A 20,867-nucleotide genomic window follows, 5' to 3' on the forward strand; every position below is an offset into this window, starting at 1 on the left:
AATGCACGCCTTCCCTGCCAGCGATGCGCTCTGCGCGTTGCCACACCCCTATTGCCTGAATTCCGTACCGACGGGCCTGTTCGACCAGGCCATGGCCGAGATCAGCCGGTTTCATTGCCGGCACACCCCTGGCTACGAACATTGGCTGAACGCTAACGGTTTTGACGTTCAGGACCTGGACCGTGTTGAGGACTGGTCACACCTGCCACCGATCCTGGCCAATTTTTTCAAACAACAGCTGTTGCTCAGCCCGACCGGCGAAGACGCCCTGGAGCTGACGTCGTCCGGCACCAGCGGCCAGAAGAGCCGCATGCGCTATGACCCGCGCAGCCTGGCGGGCGCGCAGTTCATGGTCGAGCGAATCTTTGACCACTATGGTTGGCTGACGCCCGACACGCCCTGCAATTACCTGCTGCTGAGCTACGAGCCGCGCGGCGCGATCACTCTCGGCACGTCCTACACCGATCAATTTCTCTGCCGCTTTGCCCCGGCCAACCGCGTCGTCTACGCCCTGCGCTGCACCGGCGACAGCCATCAGTTCGATGTCTACGGGGTCATCGCGGCCCTGCAAGCATTCGCCGAGGAAGGCTTGCCGGTAAGGATTTTCGGCTTTCCGGCGTTTCTTTGGCAGACCCTGGAACACATGCGCGCCACCGGTGTGCCTGATCTGAGACTGCCGGCCGCGTCACTGGTGTTTTTCGGCGGCGGCTGGAAAACCCGCGCCAGCGAAGAGATTCCCCGACAACAGCTGTACGCACGCGTCGCCGAACAATTGGGTATCGAAACGGCGCGCTGCCGAGACGGTTACGGTGCGGTCGAGCACGCGGTGCCCTATATCGAATGCGCCCACCATCGTTTCCATGTGCCGGTTTACGCCAAGGCCTACGTGCGCAATCCCAATGACTTTTCTGTGCAGCCGTACGGCCAGCAAGGTTTGCTCGGGTTCGTCTCGCCCTACATTTCCTCAAGTCCCGCGCACGCAGTGGTGATGAGCGATCTGGCAACGCTGCACGCCGGCAAAGACTGCGCTTGCGGCCTGACGACTGACTGGTTCGAGTTGCACGGCCGCGCCGGCACATCGGCGGGCAGAAGCTGCGCCATGGCGGCGGCCGATTTTCTGGGGAGGCAGTGACATGTATTTGATCAATGGACAATTGCACGCGGATCTGGACCTGGACGCCACACTCCAGACGCTGCAACAAGCACTGCCGCAGCACCTGAGCACAGCGCTGGACAGCGCCACCGTGCTGACCGCCGCGGCAATCTTTGCCGAGCGACTGCACACGCTGAGCCTGCCACTGGATGACGACCAGCGTGAGGCACTGACTGCCTTCTGCCAGCCTCACACCTTGCAAACCAAGCTTGAACGCGAGCTGGGCGAACAACCGGCTTGCCTGCGCCGTATCAATTATCGGCAAGCGCGGTTCGAACGCTGGAGCCCTTTGGGCCTGGTGGTTCACGTGGCACCGGCAAACGCGCCGTTGCTGGCGTGCTGCGCGATCATCGAGAGCCTGCTGGCCGGCAACGTCAATTGGCTCCGGCCCAGCCGCAGCGACCAGGGTCTGACCGCGCGCCTGCTGCACGCGCTGGTGCAGTGCGATGCCAGCGGCCAGTTGCGTCATTACGTTGCCGTGCTACCGGTGGCCACCGCGCAGATCGGCCAGGTATGCAAAATCGCCAACGGCGTGTCGGCGTGGGGCGGTGAAGCAGCGCTGCAAGCCATCCGCCAGCAATTGCCGCCCGGTTGCCGCTGGATCGACTGGGGACACCGCATCAGTTTTGCCTACCTGACCCCGGACGCGGCCTCGCCACAAGCGCTGGATGCGCTGGTCGATGAGGTGTGTCGCCTGGATCAGCAGGCCTGTTCCAGCCCGCAATGGCTGTTGGTCGACAGCGCAGAACCAGCGGTGCTGCAAGCCATCGGCGCGGCGCTGGCGCAGGCATTCGAGCGCCGCGCCGGACAATGGCCGGCGCTGGTGCCGACGGTTCAGGAAGCCTGCGAGATCACCATGCAGACCCTGATGGCCGGCTTGCGCCAGAGCTTTACCGGGGTAACCACGCAGGTCTGGAGCGCGCCGGGCTGGCGGGTGATCTGGAGCCATGAAGCGCCGCTCGCACCGTCACCGCTGTTTCGTACGCTGCTGCTCAAACCGTTGCCACGTGCGCAACTGAGCGAAAACCTGTTGCCGTGGCGCAACGTTTTGCAGAGCTGCGCGCTGGTGTGCGCCGAAACGCAGATCGCCGAACTGTCGCGCAGGCTGATTGCGGCGGGCGTCAGCCGAATCACGCCGACCGGCACGATCCACGATGGCTACGATGGCGAACCCCACGACGGCGTCTACGCCTTGCAACGCTTGAGCCGGCGGGTGTCGGTCAGTGTCTCGCCGACGCAGTTGCCCACGCACACGAGCCTCGACCCGCGGCCCGACGCGCCGAGGCTGGCTGGTCTGCCCATCACCGACAAAGCCGCGTTTATCGCACGGCCGACGGAAGCGACGGCGCAGCTGTTTTTCCGCTCGGGCGGTAGCAGTGGCACGCCGGCACTGGCGGGCTTCAGCTACCGTGATTTTCAGCGGCAGATGCGCGCGGCGGCCGACGGCTTGTTCGCGGCAGGGCTCGACCCGCAACGCGACAAGGTGATGAACCTGTTCTTCGGCGGCAGCCTGTACGGCGGCTTCTTCAGTTTCGCCAAAGTGCTGGAACTGCTGGGTGCCACTCACCTGCCAATGGGCGCGCCCGGCGACGATGACTACAGCGACATTGCGCAACTGATCATCGAGCAGCGCGTCACGGTGCTGATCGGCATGCCCAGCACCCTGCATCGCTTGTTCCTCAACGAACAGCAGCGTCTGCGCGAATACGGGGCCATTGAAAAGGTCTTTCTCGGCGGCGAGCACCTCAGCGATCAGTGCCGCGCGCTCTTGCAGGACTGCGGCGTCGCCAGCATCCGTTCGGCGCTTTACGGCAGTGTCGATGCCGGGCCTTTCGGGCATGCCTGCGCCGCGACCGGCGACGGCGTGTTCCACCTGATGGAGACGATTCAACATCTGGAAATCGTCGCCATGGACGATGACCGGCCCGTGGTTGGCGAGGAAATCGGCCGTTTACTGTTCACCTCCAAAGCACGTGAGGCCCAGCAGGTGCAGCGTTATGAAGTCGGCGACACGGGGCGCTGGCTCCCCGGCGAATGCGCCTGCGGGCTGAGCTCGCCACGCTTTGAACTGCTGCAGCGCCACGGCCGGCTACTGCGCATCGGCAGCGATTTCATCTGTGTGGACACACTCGCGCGGCACCTGCAGACGCCGTTCCAGCTGTACCTCGACCACGCGCCCGAGGGCCTGGAGCGCTTGTTGATTCGCAGCCCCGGCGATCCGGCAGACATTCAGGGCCGCCTGGAGCACTACATCACGCTGAGCAATCTGGTTCGCACCGGGCTGCTCACGGTGCAAGTCGAGGTCTGCACGCCAGAGCAATTCTGCAGAAACAGACACAGTGGAAAGGTACCCCCGGTGATTGACGCGCGCCGTTAAACGCCTCCAACGCACACAGCCTGAATAATTAGAGAAAGATGTTATGGACACTTCACTTGAACTTAACAAGTTGCTCGCCTTTGCTCGCGAACATTCACCGTATTACGCCCGCCATTGGCAACATGTTGCACCGCAAGTCACCACGCTCGACGAACTTCCTTTGGTTGACCCGGAACAATATTGGGCACATAGCGAGAACTTCGCCGATTGGCCGGTACTGACATCAACCGTAGAACGCGCACTGGTGTTCAAGACCGGTGGAACCGCCAGCGCCGGTAAGCTATCGGTGTTTACCCGCGATGAGTGGCAGACACTGGTGCGCGACTTCGGCGGCCAGCTTGCCGGCCAACTCAAGCCGGGCGATCGAGTCGCCAACCTGTTTTTCGTCGGCGATCTCTATGCCAGTTTCATCTTTATCCACGATGCACTGGCGTACGAAACCGCAGGTGTCACTGAATACCCTTTTACCGGCGCGGTCGAGCCTGCGGTGCTGGTTGAAGCCATCCGGCAACACGCTATCAATGTGCTGGCCGGCGTGCCCGCGCAGTTGCTCGGGTTCGCCGACGTGTTACAGCGCCAAGGCCAGACCCTGACCGAGGTTGACGCCCTGCTCTACGGCGGGGAAAGCCTGTTCGCCGGGCAACTGCAGGTGCTGCGCAGTGTGTTTCCCAATGCACGAATCGCCTCCATCGGCTACGCCAGTGTCGACGCCGGGTTCATCGGCGCCTCGTCCGCGGATTGCGCCTTGGGCGAACACCGCATGCTACCCGGCCACAGCGTGCTGGAAATCATCGATGAGCACACCGGCGAAGTCATCGAAGCCTGCGACCGCAGCGGGCGGCTGGTGCTGACCAACCTCACCCGTCGCTTGATGCCGTTGATCCGCTACCCGGTCGGCGACCTGGCTTGCTGGCGAGAACCGGCCACCGCGCCGATGCGCAAGTTTGCCTTGATGGGTCGCAGCGCGAGCAGTCAGCGCGTACGGGTCAGCAGCCTGACCTTGGTGATCGAGGACATCGCCAGGATTGTGCAGCGCCACACCGGCAGTGACGACTGGCAACTGGTCATCAGCCAATCGGCGAATGTCGATGTCGTCAGCCTGAAGTGGGCGTCCGACCCCCAGGCACCAACGACCGTGCAAGCCAATGCAGCCTTGCTGGAAGCCTGGCACGCGCAGAACCCGCAGGCGGCACAACTGTGTGCCGAGCGGCTGCTGCAATTGCAGGTCATCGCTTGCCCAAGCGCAGAACTCGCGCGTCATCCACGCTCCGGCAAGCGCCAGCGCGTCGTCGACCTGCGCGTATACCCAGCCTCTGGTCAGGAGCAACGTCCATGGACAACCTGACGCTACGCAGCTATCGCAGTGCCGACGCGGGAGCCGTCAGCCGCCTGTTCCGGGAAATTTATGGCGAACACTACGTACAGCCCCACGTGTACTTGCCGTTGATGATCAACCAGAACCATGGTGACGGGACCTGGCATTCGCTGGTCGCGCAAATCGGCAAAAAGATTCTGGGTCACGCCACGCTCTGCCGAAGTGTCGAATCGCAAACGGCGGAACTGGCCTTGAGCGTGGTCCACCCGGCGACACGCGGACAGAACATTGCCACCCAGTTGGGCACACGGCTGTTGATACATGCGCAAGCGCTGCGCTGCCGGGGCGTGACCATCAAGCAAGTGACGCAGCATGACTACACGCAACGCATGGCTGAGCGGCTGGGTTTTTGCAGCACCGGGTTGCTGCTCGACTATGTGCCCTCGCCGTTTGGCGAACCTTTGCCTGAGTCCATCGTTATCGGTTTCATGCCTATCGACGGTTACCGCAGGCCACTTCCGGCACTGCTGTGGCCGGAACGCTGTCGCGAGTTCATGGAACACTTGAGTGAGGTATACGGAACGCAGGAGAAAGAAGTCCCCTGGGTGGGTGCGCCGATTCATGTCGAGCAACGTTTCATGCGCTATGACGTGACCCTGGAAAAGCTCGACAGCAGGTTACTCAAGCAACTGCGAAGGCTGCCGCGGCACTGGATGATTTCCATCAGGCTCAGGCTGGCGACGGGGTTTGCCAGTGCCGTGGAAAATCTGTCGAAAATAGGCTTCAGCTTCACCGGGATTGCCCCGAACGATCGCTGTGATGGCTGGCTGGCGCTGTTTCACCGGGGCTATTGCGCGCGCACGTTGCAGTTGCATTGCCCGCATATCCAGCGTTTGCATGATCAGGCCCAACAGCCCGCCGACGAGGCGGTTGCGCATTCGTGAGTCACCATCGCCCGTTCACGCGCTGAACGGGCTGCAACGGTGCGGTTCAGGCCTTGGCTCTGACACCTTCGTCGGCCGGCTTCGCGGCGTTGCCTTCCCCATAGGTTTTCAGGTTCTGCAGCACATAAATGGCTTTCTTGAACTCGGGAATCAGATTCTTGCCGTAGGCGTTGCCATTGAGGCCATTGGTCTGGATGGCATCGAGCTGGGTCGCGAAATACTCCAGTGCGTTGAATTTGGCATCGACATCCTTGGTCACGCCGAAACGGTCGAACTTGTCGCCGGCATTCATCAGGGTGAAGGAAGTGATTTCAGAGATCAGTCCCCGCCCACGCAGGAACGCACTCAAATTGCCCAGCTGCTTGACCGACACATTGGCTGGATCGAAGCCCTTGATCTGCTTGCGCAAACCCTGCTTGTCCATTTCGGCGGTGTTCAATGCGTTGGGGTCGTTGCCGACCATGGTCAGCATCTGCTGCACCTTGACGCTCTGGGCCACTTCTTTCTTGGCGCCGGTGTTGCGCACCATAACCCCTGCTTTGCTTTCCCAGCCGCCGACAATACCGATCGTCATGAGAAGACTCCCTGTGAATGACGTAAAAATATCCGCGTCGAAGCGGATGAATGGGCGCGAGTATCGGTCGGCAGACTGATGGCACCAACCTGTTTCTGCACTTTTTTACAATTCTCGTACATTCCCGATACAAACACGCAACTCCCCGCAAACCCTGTCGCAGAGCTGTCATCAACCCGCAACACAACTGACTTTTCCCGGCTGGCAGATGGACTGATCCGCGTGGGTGTATCGGTTTTGATACGGCTTCCTCATCGGTGCCGGGATTTTTTCAGCACGTGCGTACCTCAAGGTTCGCGCAACACCGACGATACGCTGGTGATACCCGCACTGTTCGCCCCTCGCCACCTCACTAGAAGCGCTGCTCAAGGACCGGTTTCCATGCCCGCATTCCGCACCATTCAGGCCCGCTACACGTTGTTTCTGGTTCTGTTCATCTTGCTGCTGTCGGTGCTTACAGTGGTCGGCATCAGCCACTTGGTCGCGCCCAAGCTGCGCGAAACCGAAGAGCAAGTGGTGCTCAACCGGATTGCCGAGGTCGCCGAGCAGATTCAGGGCGAACTGAACAAAGTGCAGGCGCAACAGCGCAGCATCACCCAGACCATCCCGCTGCTCGACAGCGCGGCGATCGACACGGTGCTTCCGGGGCTGGTCGATCAATACGGCGAACTGAAGGTATTCGGCGGCGGGATCTGGCCTCTGCCGGGGCAGCGTGAGGCCGGGCGCAACAAATTCAGCACGTTCTGGCACCGTGACGCGTCCGGCAACCTCAAGGTCAATACCTTCTGGAACAGCGACGCCGCGCCGAACTACTACGACCAGACCTGGCACAAGGGCGGCATGGCCACGCCGCGCGGCCAATGCGCCTGGGCGGCGGCCTATAAGGACGACGCCAGTGCCGAGCCGCGCACCAATTGCGCCATGGCGATTTACAAGAACGGCAATGCCTGGGGCGTGTCGACCATCGACGTCACCCTTGGTTTCTTCAACGATCTGGTGGCGCGCAAGGAAAAGGACCTCAACGCCCAGATGCTGATTGTCGAAGCGGACGGCAAGATCATCAGCAACAGTTCGCGCATCAGCGGTCCGATCGTACTGAAAAACATCAGCGAACTGGCCGCGTCTTCGACCTTTGCCAGCCAGGTCAAAGCCGGGCTGTTGAACCGCGATCAGGCGCAACGCATCGAATTCGACAACAACGGCGAAGCCAGCACCTTCTTCATGCGCCCGATAGAGGGCACGCCATGGTTCCTCGCCACTGCCCTGCCGACGAAAATGCTCACGGCCCAGCGCGATGACGTACTCAGCAGCCTGAGCCTGATCCAGATTCCGCTGGTGATCCTGCTGGTGCTGTTGCAGGTCTACGCGATCCGCCAGTTGGTGCAACGCATGAAAGCCCTGAAAGCCAACATCGATTTGCTGTCCAGTGGCGATGCCGATCTGACCCGACGCATCACCATTCGCGCCGAAGACGAACTCGGGGCCATCGGCCATTCGGTGAACACGTTCATTGCCTACCTGCAAAACATGATCGGAGAAGTGACTCAGGCCACCGGCGCCATGGCCTCGAGTCTGGACAATCTGCAACGCACTTCGGCGCACACCAGCCAGATCCTGCTGCGCCACGCCGAGGAAACCGACCAGACCGTCACCGCCATCACCGAAATGAGCTCGACCGCCGAAAGCGTCGCGCAGAACGCCGCCGAAACCGCCGCGTTCACCCAGCGCGCCAACGAGAACGCCGATCGCTCCAGGGTGGTCGTGGGGCAAGCGACCAGCAGTGTGGTTGCGCTGATCGACGAAGTGGCCAGCGCCACGCACAAAGTCGAAAACATGCAGCAGGACGCCCAGCGCATCACCGAGATTCTCGGGGTGATCGGCGCGATTGCCGGGCAAACCAACCTGTTGGCGCTCAACGCTGCCATCGAAGCCGCCCGCGCCGGAGAGCAAGGTCGTGGCTTTGCGGTGGTCGCCGATGAAGTGCGCGCCCTCGCCGCCCGCACTCAGGCCAGCACCTCGGAGATCAATGAAATGTTGACGCGCCTGACCCAAGGCGTGAGTTCCTCGGTCAGCGCCATGGAGAACACCCAGGCCAGTTGTCAGTCCGCCGCCGACGCCACGGCACGGGTCAACTCGGGGCTGGACGAAATGGCCGGTTCGGTCAGCCACATCAACAGCTTAAGCACGCAGATCGCCACCGCGGCCGAACAGCAGAGCGCCGTCACCGAAGAAATCAACCGCAGCATGGTGCAGATCCGCCACATGGTCGATGAACTGGTGCAAAGCGGCCAGGCCAGCGAACTCAATACCCGGCAATTGCTCGAGGCAAACAGCCGGGTGAGCGCAATCATGGGGCGCTTCAAGGTTAATTGAGCCAACTGCAAATAATGTAGGAGTGAGCCTGCTCGCGATTGCGGTGTGTCAGTCACAACAATCGGCGACTGGAATACCGCAATCGCGAGCAGGCTCACTCCTACAATGAATTGTGCAAACCACATTTCCTACGGCGGTCAGTCACAGTGACGATAGATCGCTGACAGCTTTGTCATCTCCCACTCATCCGGCTGTCAGCCTTGATCCAGTATCATCCTGTCAGCCCGCCTTGTAGCAACTGGAAACACTCAGTTGATGCCCGCCGGGGAAAACCCGTCAAAATGCGTTCTTTTTGACCGTCACCCGAGCCGAGAATCCGCCATGCGATCCCATCTGCGCCTGCTCGCACTGAGCACCCTATTCATCAGCTCCCTGGCCCAGGCCGCCGAGCTGATCCCGATCGAAGTGCACCGCGATGCCAATTGCGGCTGCTGCAAAAAATGGATCAGCCACCTCGAAGCCAACGGCTTCAAAGTCGACGATCACGTCGAAAGCGACATGAGCAGCTTCAAACAACAGCACGGCGTACCGCCGCGATTGGCGTCCTGCCACACCGCGATCATCAACGGTAAATTCGTCGAAGGGCATGTGCCGGCCGAGCAGGTACTGGCCCTGAGCAAGCGCGATGACCTGCTGGGCGTCGCCGCACCGGGCATGCCGATGGGCTCGCCGGGCATGGAAATGGACGGCATGAGCGATGCGTATCAAGTGATCGGCCTGAAGAAGGACGGCGCGGATATCGTGGTGGCGGATTACCCGGCCCATTGATGAGCGCCGCTTACGCCGGGCTGTTTTTCGCTGCATTCGGCGCGGCGACGTTGCTGCCGTTGCAATCCGAGGCGCTGCTGGTCGGGTTGATCGTCAGCGAACGTTACTGGCTCTGGGGCTTGCTGGCGGTGGCGACACTGGGCAACGTACTCGGTTCGCTGGTCAACTGGTGGCTGGGCCGTGGCCTCGAGCGTTTTCAGGAGCGCCGCTGGTTCCCGGTCAGTGCGCGGCACATGGACAAGGCGCGCAAACACTATGAGCGCTACGGGCACTGGTCGTTGCTGCTCAGTTGGCTGCCGGTGATCGGTGACCCGTTGACGCTGATTGCCGGGGTGATGCGCGAGCCGCTCGGGCGTTTTCTGCTGATCGTCACCCTGGCCAAAGGCGCACGTTATGGCGTGCTGGCCCTGCTCACGCTGGGCTGGCTGGGTTGAACGATCGCGCGATGAGGTTGCCTTAACGTCGGCGTAATCGCGCCATTCCAGCATCGGTCAATTTCCAAGGAGTTTGCCCTTATGTCCGTCACGCTGTCCCGCTGGCTGCCCGGTCTGTTCCTCACCGCCGCCCTGCCCGTGCTGGCTCAGGCCGCCACCGACACTGCACCCGCCGAAGGTCCCGCCTACGGCCCGGAACTGCAAGGCTTTCAATATCCCTACACGCTTAAACACTTCGCCTTCGAATCCCAGGGCCAGTCCCTGCAGATGGGCTATATGGACGTTGCCGCCCACGGCAAGGCGAACGGGCGTACCGTGGTGCTGATGCACGGCAAGAATTTTTGCGCGGCGACCTGGGACAGTTCGATCAAAGCGTTGAGCGAAGCCGGCTACCGGGTCATCGCCCCGGACCAGATCGGTTTCTGCACCTCAAGCAAACCCGAGCACTATCAGTACAGCTTCCAGCAACTGGCGACCAACACCCAGCAGTTGCTCAAGGCGCTGGGCATCCAGAAAGCCACGCTGCTCGGCCACTCCACCGGCGGCATGCTCGCCACCCGCTATGCACTGTTGTTCCCTGAACAGGTCGATCAACTGGCGATGGTCAACCCGATTGGCCTGGAAGACTGGAAAGCCCTCGGTGTGCCCTATCGCACTGTGGATCAGTGGTATCAGCGTGAACTCAAAGTCACCGCCCAAGGCATCCGCGAGTACGAACGCACGACCTATTACGATGGCCGCTGGAAGCCGGAATTCGACCGCTGGGTCGACATGCTCGCGGGCTTGAGCAAAGGTCCGGGCAAGACCCAGGTCGCCTGGAACTCGGCGCTGATCTACGACATGATCTTCACCCAACCGGTGTATTACGAGTTCAAGGACCTGAAGATGCCGACGCTGCTGTTGATCGGCACCTCCGATACCACCGCGATCGGCAAGGACCTTGCCCCACCTGAAGTGAAAGCCAAGATCGGCCACTATGAGGTGCTGGGCAAGCAAGTCGCCAAGCTGATCCCGCAGTCGACGCTGGTGGAATTCCCGGGCATGGGCCATGCGCCGCAAATGGAAGAGCCGGCAAAATTCCATCAGGCGCTGCTGAGCTGGCTGGACAAGACCCCTTCCGTTCCTTGATGAGGTAACGCCGATGACGGTGCAGATTGCGGTAATCGATGACTGGCAAGACGTGGCCCGCGACGTCGTCGACTGGTCCGTGCTCGACAGCCTGGGTGAAGTGACGTTCGAGCATGATTATCCGGCTGACAACGCCACGATCGCCGCGCGTCTGCACCGCTATGAGGTGATCTGCGTGATGCGCGAGCGCACGCGTTTCGATGCGGACCTGCTCAAGCGCCTGCCTCGCCTCAAGCTGCTGGTCACCGGCGGCATGCGCAACGCGGCGCTGGACATGCCGGCCGCGGCGGCCCTGGGCATCAAGGTTTGTGGCACCGACAGCTACAAACACGCCGCGCCGGAACTGACCTGGGCGCTGATCATGGCGGCCACGCGTAACCTGCTCAACGAAGCCAACGCCCTGCGCGCCGGCGGCTGGCAGCAAGGGCTGGGTGGCGATCTGCACGGCAAGACGCTGGGGATTCTCGGTCTGGGCAGCATCGGCCAGCGTGTGGCGCAGTTCGGCCAGGTGTTCGGCATGCGGGTGATCGCCTGGAGCGAAAACCTCAGCGCTGAACGGGCCGAACAGACTGGCGTGACGTACGTCAGCAAGCAGCAACTGTTCGAACAGGCCGATGTGCTCTCGGTGCACCTGGTGCTCAGCGAGCGCAGTCGCGGCCTGGTCGACTCGCAGGCGCTGGCCTGGATGAAGCCGACCGCCCTTCTGGTCAACACCGCTCGCGGGCCGATCGTCGACGAGGCGGCGCTGATCAAAGCCTTGCAGAAACAGCAGATCGCCGGGGCAGCGCTGGATGTCTTCGAACACGAGCCACTGCCGGCGCTGCACCCCTTTCGCACGCTGGACAATGTCTTGGCGACGCCGCATGTGGGGTATGTGAGTCGGCAGAACTATGAGCAGTTCTTCCGGCAGATGATCGAGGATATTCAGGCCTGGGCGGGTGGAGAGCCGGTGCGCCTGTTGAATTGATCCATACTCCAGCCTGTTGACTCAACCGACGCCATCGCGAGCAGGCTCACTCCTACATTTGAAATGCGTTCTCCTGTAGGAGTGAGCCTGCTCGCGATAGCGCCCTCCCACCCACCACAACCTCAAAACCTGCGCACCAAACCTGTGCAGTCACCCCGCCCGCTAGCACAAAACCATGACCGCCCAGTCACCGTTTTGGCTCACTCCATCAGAAAAACCTGCCCTTCGTCGGAGCATTTCCCGACCAAATACCGGTCACGCCCTCCGATCCAACCGATTGTCGAACAATTTAGCCATTTGCGCCGACCCGCTCTAGGATCTGGCCTAGACTGCTTTTTTGCGGGCGAAACCACTCAGTCACACCGCGGAAAAAAAGTCGAAACTTTTGCTTCACGCCACAGGTCATCAGAACAACTGGGCGAAAGCGACTGGTGTAATCCTTGCAACGGCCTCACCACCCATTCTGCATGCGCGTGTTGGGTAGCGTTTGCTCACCGATGCGCGGCGCGTTTGCGCCCGGCCACAGGATTTGGCCATGGACATCGCTTGTTAGAGACAAGAATCAGATCAACACAACGGGAGATACATATGATCAGTGCGGCATTGGAAATTCAGGGAGAGCGTGCTCACCAGTCGCTTGGCGAACAGGGCACCGTCAGTGTTCCCGGCAGCCGACAGATCAACGTTCCCGGCACCCGAACACTGGCTCCGGTAGCGAGCCAGAACCCCAACAAGAAAAAGGTATTGTTTGTCACCTCGGAAATCGCCGACCTGGTCAAGACCGGCGGCCTGGGTGACGTTTCCGCCGCCCTGCCCCGGGCCATGGCCCATCTGCACGACGTACGAGTGTTGATCCCCGGTTATCCGCAAGTGATGCACAGCGAAAACCCGATCCACATCATCGGCGAGCTCGGTGGCCATGCCGCATTGCCACCTTGCAAGATCGGGCGCATGGACATGCCCGACGGCCTGGTGATCTACGTGTTGATCTGCCCTGAACTCTACGAACGCGAGGGCGGCCCTTACGGCGCCAACAACGGTCGCGACTGGCCCGACAACCATATCCGCTTTGCCCGCCTGGGTCTGGCCGCTGCCGACATCGCCGCCAACCTCGCACAGATCCACTGGTGCCCGGATCTGGTGCACGCCCATGACTGGCCAGCGGGCCTCGCCCCTGCCTATATGCACTGGCGTGGGCAGCGCACGCCGACGCTGTTCACCATTCACAACCTCGCCTATCAAGGCGTGACCAGCCTTGGCTCTTGCCCTGAGCTGGGCATTCCGGCCCATGCCCTGCAACAGGAAGGCATGGAGTTCTACGGCAAGATGTCGTTCCTCAAGGCCGGCATGGCGTATTCGAGCCACATCACCACGGTCAGTGCCACCTACGCGCAGGAAATCACCACGCCGGATTTTGGCTGCGGCCTCGACGGCTTTCTGGCCGCCAAGACCCAGCAAGGCTTGCTCAGCGGAATTCCCAACGGCATCGATGAGAGCTGGGACGCGGCAACCGACCCGCATCTGTTCGCGCCGTTCGCCATCGGCGAGTGGGAAGGCAAGGCAATCAATGCCGCCCATGTGCGCGAACTGTTCGGCCTTGACGACAGTAACGGTCCGTTGTTCGCCGTGGTCTCGCGACTGGTCTACCAGAAAGGGCTGGACCTGACCCAGGCGGTTTCCGAGTACATCGTGCAGAACGGCGGGCAGATCGCGATCATCGGTCGTGGCGAACCGGAAGAAGAACAAGCCATGCGCGAACTGGCGCTGCGCTTCCCCGGCAAGATCGGCGTGCGCATCGGCTTCAACGAAACCGACGCGCGGCGGATGTTTGCCGGCAGCGATTTCCTGCTGATGCCATCGCGCTATGAACCGTGCGGCCTGAGCCAGATGTACGCCCAGCGCTTCGGCTCGCTGCCGGTGGCACGCAACACCGGGGGCCTGGCCGACACCATCGAAAACGGCGTCACCGGTTTCCTCTTTGATGAGTCCACGGTCGAAAGCTACCGAGAAGCCCTGAGTCGTGCGTTCAAGGTCTTCGCTTACCCCGACCTGCTCAACGCCATGCGTTGCCGGGCCATGGCCGCGCCGTTCAACTGGTGCAAAGCAGTCGAACCCTACGCCGAACTCTACGAACAATTGGTGGCCAAGGCACTGGGTAAAGCCAGCCACAAATAACACGGAGGTTTCCAAGATGCCGTCACGGACCCAAGAAACCTGGCCCCACGGCGCGATCATGCTGGATGCCGAGCATACGCAGTTCGCTTTGTGGGCCCCTGATGCGTTCTACGTCAGCGTTGAGCTGGAAGGCCGGCCATCGCTGCCGATGCTGCCCCAGGCCGATGGCTGGTTTGTCCTCAAGACCCGCTGCCCGGCGGGCAGCCGCTACCGCTACTGTATCGACGGTGAAATGGAGGTGCCCGACCCGGCCTCCCGCGCGCAGGATGGCGATCTCGATCGCCACAGCGTGGTGGTCGATCCGCATGCCTATCAATGGCGACACAGTGCCTGGCGCGGTCGGCCATGGAACGAAGCGGTGATTTACGAGCTGCACGTTGGCGCACTTGGCGGCTTTGCTGAAGTCGAGCAACATCTGGCGCGTCTGGTCGCGCTGGGCATCACGGCCATCGAGCTGATGCCGCTGGCGCAATACCCCGGTGATCGCAATTGGGGTTACGACGGCGTCCTGCCTTACGCGCCGCAAGCCTCCTACGGCAGCCCGGAACAACTCAAACACTTGATCGACACCGCCCACGGCCATGGTCTGGCGGTGATTCTTGACGTCGTCTACAACCACTTCGGCCCGGACGGCAATTACCTGCATCGCTACGCCAAGGGATTCTTTCGCGAGGACAAACACACGCCGTGGGGCGCGGCGATCGATTTTCGCCGCAGCGAAGTGCGTGAGTTCTTCATAGAGAACGCCTTGATGTGGCTGCTGGAATATCGCTTCGACGGCCTGCGTCTGGATGCCGTGCACGCCATCGGCGATTCCGGCTTTCTGGAAGAACTGGCCCAGCGCATTCGCCAGCAGGTCGACCCGGCGCGGCATGTCTGGCTGACCGTGGAAAACGAGCTGAACCAGTCCAGCCTGCTGGAAAACGACTACGACGCGCAGTGGAACGACGACGGCCATAACGCCCTGCATGTGTTGCTGACCGGCGAAACCGATGCCTATTACGCCGACTATGCCGCGCAACCCACCGAGCAGTTGGTCCGCTGCCTGAGCCAGGGTTTTGTGTTCCAGGGCCATATCACCCGTCACGGCGAACCGCGCGGCGAACCCAGCGAACATCTGCCCTCGACCGCCTTCGTGCTGTTCCTGCAAAACCACGATCAGATCGGCAATCGCGCCTTCGGCGAACGCCTGCATCAACTGGCCGACCCGCGCGCGGTTCAGGCGGCTACCGTGCTGTTGCTGTTGTCACCGATGATCCCGCTGATGTTCATGGGCGACGAGTTTGCCGCCGAGCAACCGTTCCTGTTCTTCACCAGCCACCACGGCGAACTGGCGAAATTGGTGCGCGAAGGTCGGCGCAATGAATTTGCCGCGTTCAGTGCCTTTGCCGATCCGCACAAACGCGAACAGATTCCCGATCCCAACGCCGAACAAACCTTTCTCGCTTCGCAACCGCGGCTGACCGGCAACGGCACGCCGCTGCAACAACAGACCCTGGCGCTATACCGTCAACTGCTGCAGTTGCGCCACCAGTACATCATTCCCAACCTGTCCGGCACTCAGGCGCTCGGCGCCAGCATGCTTGGCTACGGCGCGGTCAGTGCGCGCTGGCGTCTCGGCAATGGCAGCGAACTGCGAATCGACCTGAACCTCAGTGATACGCCAGTGGTCAACCCTGCACAGACCGACGCTGTGTGGCTGTTTCAACAGCCGCCCGCCGTCGCCTTGTCGGATCCGGGTCAACTGCCCGCGTATTGCGCGCTTGTCAGCCTCACGGCCGCAACCCCTTTGCAACCTCTGGATGGAGAGCGCCTATGAGCGATGCGCAACTGGAAATTCTTGCCAGCCGAGCCGGCCTTGCCGTCGACTGGATCGACGCCAACGGGCGTCAGCAGAAAGTCGCCCCGGCGGTACTGCGCAACGTTCTCACCGGACTTGGCCACCCTGCCAACACCGCACAGGAAATCGATACCAGCCTGCTCGAATTGCAAGCAGCCCAGCAAGACCGCCACCTGCCGCCATTGCTCACCAGCGATGTCGGCGTCGGTGTCGATCTGGGGCGTTATTTCGCCCCTGAAACGCCGTGTGAAATTCATCTGGAGGACGGCTCGCGCCTGAATCTGAAACTCGATTCCGAGGCGATCCTGCCAGGGCTGATTCCGGTCGGCTATCAGCACGTGCACATCGCCGATCAGCATTTCACCCTGGCCGTGGCACCGCAGCGCTGCTTCAGCGTCGGTGACGCGGTGGACAGTCCGGTGCCGCGCGCCTGGGGTCTGAGCGCGCAACTGTATTCGCTGCGGCGCCCCGGCGACGGCGGTTTCGGTGATACCCAGACCCTTGAGGAACTCGCTCGGGTGGCGGGAGAACGCGGCGCCGACGCGTTGGCGATCAGCCCGTTGCACGCCATGTTCAGCGCCGACACCGGGCGCTACAGCCCTTATTCGCCGTCCAGCCGTTTGTTTCTCAATCCGCTGTACGCGGCGCCGGGCGCGATTCTTGGCGAACGTGCCCTGCGCGACGCCATTGACGCCGCCGGCCTGACCGGGCAATTCGCCCAGCTCGAAGACCTCAAGCTGATTGACTGGCCCGCCGCGGCCGCGGCCAAGCAGAAATTGCTGCAGGCGCTGTACGACGGCTTTATCGTCGGTGACCACCCGTTGCACCCAGACTTCGCCAGTTTTCGCCATACGGGCGGCGAAGCGCTGGAGAATCACTGCCGCTTCGAAGCGATTCAGGAAATGCGCGCGGCCCGCGGCGAAAGCCTCGACTGGCGCGAATGGCCGGAGCAATGGCACGACCCACGGGGCGCCGCCCTCAGCGCGTTTGCCGAGGAATATGCCGAGCGCATCGGCTACTTTGCGTTCTGCCAGTGGCTGATCCACCGTTGCCTGGAGCGTGCGCAGACCGCCGCACGCAGCGCCGGAATGAGCATCGGCCTGATCGCCGACCTGGCGGTGGGTGCCGATGGCGCCGGCAGCCAGGCCTGGAGTTTTCAGGACGAGCTGCTTGCCTCGCTCACCGTGGGTGCACCGCCGGACATTCTCAACCGAGCGGGGCAAGGCTGGGGCATCTCTGCGTTCTCTCCCGAAGGCCTGATCCGCAACGGCTTTCGCGCCTTCATCGACATGCTTCGCGCCAATTTCGCTCACGCCGGCGGCCTGCGCATCGACCATGTGATGGGCCTGCAACGCTTGTGGGTGATTCCCAACGGCGCCAACCCCGCCGATGGCGCCTACCTCTATTATCCGATCGACGATCTGCTGCGCCTGCTGACCCTCGAGTCCCATCGTCATCAGGCGATCGTCCTCGGTGAAGACCTCGGTACGGTCCCGGAAGGGCTGCGGGAAAAGCTCGCCGCACGTTCGATTCTCGGCATGCGCGTGCTGCTGTTCGAACAGGACAACACTCACTTCAAGCCGATTCTCGACTGGCCGGACAACGCGCTGGCAACCACCAGCACCCACGACCTGCCGACGCTCAACGGCTGGTGGCATGGCCGCGATATCGACTGGAACGCGCGCCTGGGGCTGGTCGATGCCAACGGCGAAATCGAATGGCGCCAGCACCGTCAGCGTGAGTGCGAAGGCTTGCGCAATGCCTTGAGCCAGGATCCGCAGAACTTTCGCGAGGAGTCCCACGAGGCCGATCAGGTGGTCGATGCCAGCGTGCGATTCCTCGGCCATACCCGCGCGCCACTGGTGCTGTTACCGCTGGAAGATGCCTTGGGTATCAACGAACAGGCCAATCTGCCGGGCACCACAGACACTCATCCGAACTGGTCGCGACGCCTGCCGGGCACCAGCGAGGCGCTGCTCGATGACCCCGATGCCGCGCGCCGTCTGGAGCTGCTGGCCTGCGCGCGTCTTCAGGCTGCCGAGCGTGACCAATGAACCAGACGCTTATCCAGCCAGTGCGCGCCACCCTGCGCCTGCAATTCCATAAAGGCTTTACCCTCGAACAGGCGGTGCCGCTGGTGCCGTATTTCGCCCGGCTAGGCATCAGTCATCTGTACGCCTCGCCACTGCTGGCGGCACGCGCCGGCTCGATGCACGGTTACGACGTGGTCGATCCAACCCAAGTGAACCCTGAACTGGGTGGCGAAGCGGCGTTGCGCCGTTTGGTCAGCGCCCTGCGCGAACACAACATGGGCTTGATCCTCGACATCGTCTCCAACCATATGGCCGTCGGCGGCAGCGACAACCCGTGGTGGCTCGACCTGCTCGAGTGGGGACGGCTGAGTCCCTACGGTGAATTCTTCGATATTCAGTGGCATTCGCCGGACCCGCTGATGGAAGGCCAGTTGTTGCTGCCGTTCCTGGGCAGCGATTACGGTGTGGCATTGCAGGAAGGCACGTTGAAGCTGCACTTTAACGCGCACAAGGGCAGCTTCCATGTCGAGCATTACGAACATCACTTTCCGATCTGCCCGAACGATTACGGCGAATTGCTCAAGGGCGATGACGCGCTCAAACCGCTCGCCGATCGCTTCAGTGCCCTGAGTTACCAGACCGACGCGCATTCGCTGTCGATCCCGCTCAAGCAGGAGCTGCAGCAATTGGCAAGCGATCCTCAGGTGCTTGCCGCGATCGAGCAAAACCTCACGCGTTACGATTCGACCACTGCAGAGGGCTTCGAGAACCTGCATCAGCTGCTCGAACGGCAGAGCTATCGCCTCGCCAGTTGGCGCACGGCCGCCGACGACATCAACTGGCGGCGCTTTTTCGACATCAACGAACTCGGCGGCCTGCGCGTCGAGCGCCCGGCCGTGTTCGAAGCGACCCACGGCAAGATCTTCCAGCTGATCGCCGAAGGCCTGGTCGACGGCCTGCGCATCGACCACATCGACGGTCTGGCCGACCCGCGTGGTTATTGCCGCAAACTGCGGCGCCGCCTCGACCGCCTGGCGCCGGACCGGCATTTGCCGATCTATGTCGAGAAAATCCTCGGCGCCGGGGAAACCCTGCGTCGCGACTGGGCGGTGGACGGCACCACCGGTTACGAATTCATGAATCAGCTGTCGTTGCTGCAACACGAGCCGGAGGGCGAATCGGTACTCGGCGAGCTGTGGCAACGGCGCAGCGAACGCCCGGCGGCGTTCATCGAAGAAGCCCGACTGGCGCGCCAACAGATTCTCAATGGCTCGCTCGCCAGCGATTGCGAAAGCGTCGCTCAGGCCCTGCTGCAAGTGGCCCGCGACGACCTGATGACCCGCGACCTCACCCTCGGCGCGATCCGCCGGGTGTTGCAGGCGTTGATCGTGCACTTTCCGGTGTACCGCACCTACGTCAGCGCGCTGGGGCGTTCGGCCCAGGACGAGGTGTTTTTCCAACAGGCCATGGACGGTGCGCGGCAGACCCTCGGCGAAGGCGACTGGCCGGTGCTTGATTGCGTGGCCGACTGGCTGGGCGGCACGCCGTGGCGGCGCAAACCCCGTGGTCGTTCACGAAAAATCCTCCGCCACGCCTGCGTACGCTTCCAGCAACTGACCTCTCCTGCGGCGGCCAAAGCCGTCGAAGACACCGCGCTGTATCGCTCGGCGGTGCTGTTGTCGCGCAATGACGTCGGCTACAACACGGAACAGTTCAGCGCGCCGCTGAGTGATTTTCATCAAGTCAACCAGCAGCGCCTGCAAGCCTTTCCTGACAACCTGTTGGCGACGGCGACCCACGACCACAAACGCGGCGAAGACACCCGCGCGCGTCTGGCCGTGCTCAGCGAGCGCAGCCATTGGTACGCCGAGCAGATTGAACTGTGGCGCGCCCTCGCCCGTCCGGTGCGCAGCGATGAGCAACTGCCGTCGAGCGGCGATGAGCTGATTCTGTATCAAGCATTGATCGGCAGTTGGCCGCTGGATCTGCACGAAGGCGATCAGGCCGGGTTTGCCGACTACGCCCAGCGTATCTGGCAATGGCAACAGAAAGCCCTGCGCGAAGCCAAGCTGCAAAGCAGCTGGAGCGCACCGAATGAGGCCTATGAAAACGCCGCCCAGGCGTTCACCGAAAAACTGCTCACCGGCGACGAAGGTCAACTGCTGCGTGCCGCACTGATCAAGACGATCAACAGCATCGCCGTCGCCGGCGCACTCAACGGTCTGGCGCAAACTTTGCTGCGCATGACTGTGCCGGGCGTGCCGGATCTGTACCAAGGCAACGAGTTCTGGGACTTCAGTCTGGTCGATCCAGACAATCGCCGGCCAGTGGACTATGCCGCGCGCGAGCAGGCCTTGCAGGCACAGGCGCCGCTCGACGCACTGCTGAGCGACTGGCGTGACGGGCGCATCAAGCAGGCGTTGATTGCCGAGGTGCTAAACCTGCGCGCCGAACACGCCGGGCTGTTTCGCCACGGCAGCTATCAGGCGCTGGAGGTACTCGGCGAGCAGGCGCACAACGTGCTGGCGTTCGCCCGTGAGCACGAAGGTACGCAGGCCATTGTCATCGTGCCGGTGCGTGGCGCCACTTTGCTGGGTAACAGTGCCGTACCGCGCATCGATGCGCTGCGCTGGGGCGATACGCACGTGGTTCTACCGTTCGACGCTTGCGGAACAAACCTGAAGGGACTTTTTGCAAGCGGCGCAGTCACAAAAAACAGGGCGCTGAATGTCGCCGACGCGCTGGGGGAGGTCCCGGTCAATCTCTTTATCCAACACTTAACGTAA

General features: G+C 62.1%; 14 protein-coding genes. 13 read left to right on the plus strand and 1 reads right to left on the minus strand.

Annotated elements, in window-relative coordinates:
* Position 1 precedes the first annotated feature (1 nt).
* The 4 genes from HU739_RS04835 to HU739_RS04850 are packed head-to-tail and all read left to right on the plus strand — an operon-like array spanning position 2 to position 5,789.
* Positions 2 to 1,132 (plus strand): LuxE/PaaK family acyltransferase, encoded by a 1,131-nt coding sequence (locus HU739_RS04835; protein WP_186552539.1) that lies wholly within the window; start codon positions 2 to 4, stop codon positions 1,130 to 1,132.
* A 1-nt stretch (position 1,133) separates the two neighbouring features.
* The gene (locus tag HU739_RS04840; protein ID WP_186552540.1) at positions 1,134 to 3,530 is read left to right on the plus strand and encodes an acyl-CoA reductase; all 2,397 of its coding nucleotides are present in this window, start codon (positions 1,134 to 1,136) and stop codon (positions 3,528 to 3,530) included.
* Between the two features lie 43 nt (positions 3,531 to 3,573).
* A complete protein-coding gene (locus HU739_RS04845) occupies positions 3,574 to 4,875 on the plus strand; it encodes a phenylacetate--CoA ligase family protein (RefSeq protein WP_186552541.1) in 1,302 nt (433 codons plus the stop codon).
* Positions 4,863 to 5,789, plus strand: a complete 927-nt coding sequence (locus tag HU739_RS04850; protein ID WP_186552542.1) for a GNAT family N-acetyltransferase — start codon at positions 4,863 to 4,865, stop codon at positions 5,787 to 5,789. Before HU739_RS04845 ends, HU739_RS04850 begins: the two co-directional genes overlap by 13 nt.
* Before the next feature lie 46 nt (positions 5,790 to 5,835).
* On the opposite strand, the gene HU739_RS04855 is transcribed toward HU739_RS04850, so the two are convergent.
* Positions 5,836 to 6,363 (minus strand): hypothetical protein, encoded by a 528-nt coding sequence (locus tag HU739_RS04855; RefSeq protein WP_186552543.1) that lies wholly within the window; start codon positions 6,361 to 6,363, stop codon positions 5,836 to 5,838.
* Positions 6,364 to 6,744: 381 nt separating this feature from the next.
* On the opposite strand from HU739_RS04855, the gene HU739_RS04860 reads away from it, so the two are divergent.
* From HU739_RS04860 to HU739_RS04900, 9 genes are all read left to right on the plus strand, one after another.
* Positions 6,745 to 8,736 carry a methyl-accepting chemotaxis protein gene (locus HU739_RS04860; RefSeq protein WP_186552544.1) on the plus strand — a complete coding sequence of 664 codons (1,992 nt, stop codon included), beginning with the start codon at positions 6,745 to 6,747 and terminating at the stop codon, positions 8,734 to 8,736.
* A 321-nt stretch (positions 8,737 to 9,057) separates the two neighbouring features.
* Positions 9,058 to 9,504, plus strand: a complete 447-nt coding sequence (locus tag HU739_RS04865) for a DUF411 domain-containing protein (protein WP_186552545.1) — start codon at positions 9,058 to 9,060, stop codon at positions 9,502 to 9,504.
* On the plus strand, positions 9,504 to 9,938 hold the full coding sequence (locus tag HU739_RS04870) for a YqaA family protein (protein WP_186552546.1): 435 nt from the start codon (positions 9,504 to 9,506) through the stop codon (positions 9,936 to 9,938). The genes HU739_RS04865 and HU739_RS04870 overlap by 1 nt, the downstream gene beginning before the upstream one ends.
* Positions 9,939 to 10,019: 81 nt before the next feature.
* Positions 10,020 to 11,066 carry an alpha/beta fold hydrolase gene (locus HU739_RS04875; protein ID WP_186552547.1) on the plus strand — a complete coding sequence of 349 codons (1,047 nt, stop codon included), beginning with the start codon at positions 10,020 to 10,022 and terminating at the stop codon, positions 11,064 to 11,066.
* Positions 11,067 to 11,079: 13 nt separating this feature from the next.
* Positions 11,080 to 12,033: a D-2-hydroxyacid dehydrogenase family protein gene (locus HU739_RS04880; protein WP_186552548.1), complete on the plus strand. Its 954-nt coding sequence runs from the start codon at positions 11,080 to 11,082 to the stop codon at positions 12,031 to 12,033.
* A 588-nt stretch (positions 12,034 to 12,621) separates the two neighbouring features.
* Positions 12,622 to 14,208: a glycogen synthase GlgA gene (gene glgA / locus HU739_RS04885; RefSeq protein ID WP_186552167.1), complete on the plus strand. Its 1,587-nt coding sequence runs from the start codon at positions 12,622 to 12,624 to the stop codon at positions 14,206 to 14,208.
* Between the two features lie 16 nt (positions 14,209 to 14,224).
* On the plus strand, positions 14,225 to 16,027 hold the full coding sequence (gene treZ / locus HU739_RS04890; protein WP_186552168.1) for a malto-oligosyltrehalose trehalohydrolase: 1,803 nt from the start codon (positions 14,225 to 14,227) through the stop codon (positions 16,025 to 16,027).
* Entirely contained in the window at positions 16,024 to 18,102 is a 2,079-nt protein-coding gene (malQ, locus tag HU739_RS04895; RefSeq protein WP_186552169.1) for a 4-alpha-glucanotransferase, read from the plus strand. The genes treZ and malQ overlap by 4 nt, the downstream gene beginning before the upstream one ends.
* Positions 18,099 to 20,867, plus strand: coding sequence for a malto-oligosyltrehalose synthase (locus tag HU739_RS04900; protein WP_186552170.1), 2,769 nt, complete (start codon positions 18,099 to 18,101; stop codon positions 20,865 to 20,867). Before malQ ends, HU739_RS04900 begins: the two co-directional genes overlap by 4 nt.

This window comes from Pseudomonas hamedanensis (genome assembly GCF_014268595.2).
GTDB lineage: Bacteria > Pseudomonadota > Gammaproteobacteria > Pseudomonadales > Pseudomonadaceae > Aquipseudomonas > Aquipseudomonas hamedanensis.

Coding starts and splice junctions, on each gene's coding strand:
- malQ (WP_186552169.1), top strand. CDS start 16,024: ATGAGCGATGCGCAACTGGAAATTCTTGCCAGCCGAGCCGGCCTTGCC.
- HU739_RS04880 (WP_186552548.1), top strand. CDS start 11,080: ATGACGGTGCAGATTGCGGTAATCGATGACTGGCAAGACGTGGCCCGC.
- HU739_RS04845 (WP_186552541.1), top strand. CDS start 3,574: ATGGACACTTCACTTGAACTTAACAAGTTGCTCGCCTTTGCTCGCGAA.
- HU739_RS04855 (WP_186552543.1), bottom strand. CDS start 6,363: ATGACGATCGGTATTGTCGGCGGCTGGGAAAGCAAAGCAGGGGTTATG.
- HU739_RS04870 (WP_186552546.1), top strand. CDS start 9,504: ATGAGCGCCGCTTACGCCGGGCTGTTTTTCGCTGCATTCGGCGCGGCG.
- HU739_RS04900 (WP_186552170.1), top strand. CDS start 18,099: ATGAACCAGACGCTTATCCAGCCAGTGCGCGCCACCCTGCGCCTGCAA.
- HU739_RS04875 (WP_186552547.1), top strand. CDS start 10,020: ATGTCCGTCACGCTGTCCCGCTGGCTGCCCGGTCTGTTCCTCACCGCC.
- HU739_RS04850 (WP_186552542.1), top strand. CDS start 4,863: ATGGACAACCTGACGCTACGCAGCTATCGCAGTGCCGACGCGGGAGCC.
- glgA (WP_186552167.1), top strand. CDS start 12,622: ATGATCAGTGCGGCATTGGAAATTCAGGGAGAGCGTGCTCACCAGTCG.
- HU739_RS04860 (WP_186552544.1), top strand. CDS start 6,745: ATGCCCGCATTCCGCACCATTCAGGCCCGCTACACGTTGTTTCTGGTT.
- HU739_RS04865 (WP_186552545.1), top strand. CDS start 9,058: ATGCGATCCCATCTGCGCCTGCTCGCACTGAGCACCCTATTCATCAGC.
- treZ (WP_186552168.1), top strand. CDS start 14,225: ATGCCGTCACGGACCCAAGAAACCTGGCCCCACGGCGCGATCATGCTG.
- HU739_RS04840 (WP_186552540.1), top strand. CDS start 1,134: ATGTATTTGATCAATGGACAATTGCACGCGGATCTGGACCTGGACGCC.
- HU739_RS04835 (WP_186552539.1), top strand. CDS start 2: ATGCACGCCTTCCCTGCCAGCGATGCGCTCTGCGCGTTGCCACACCCC.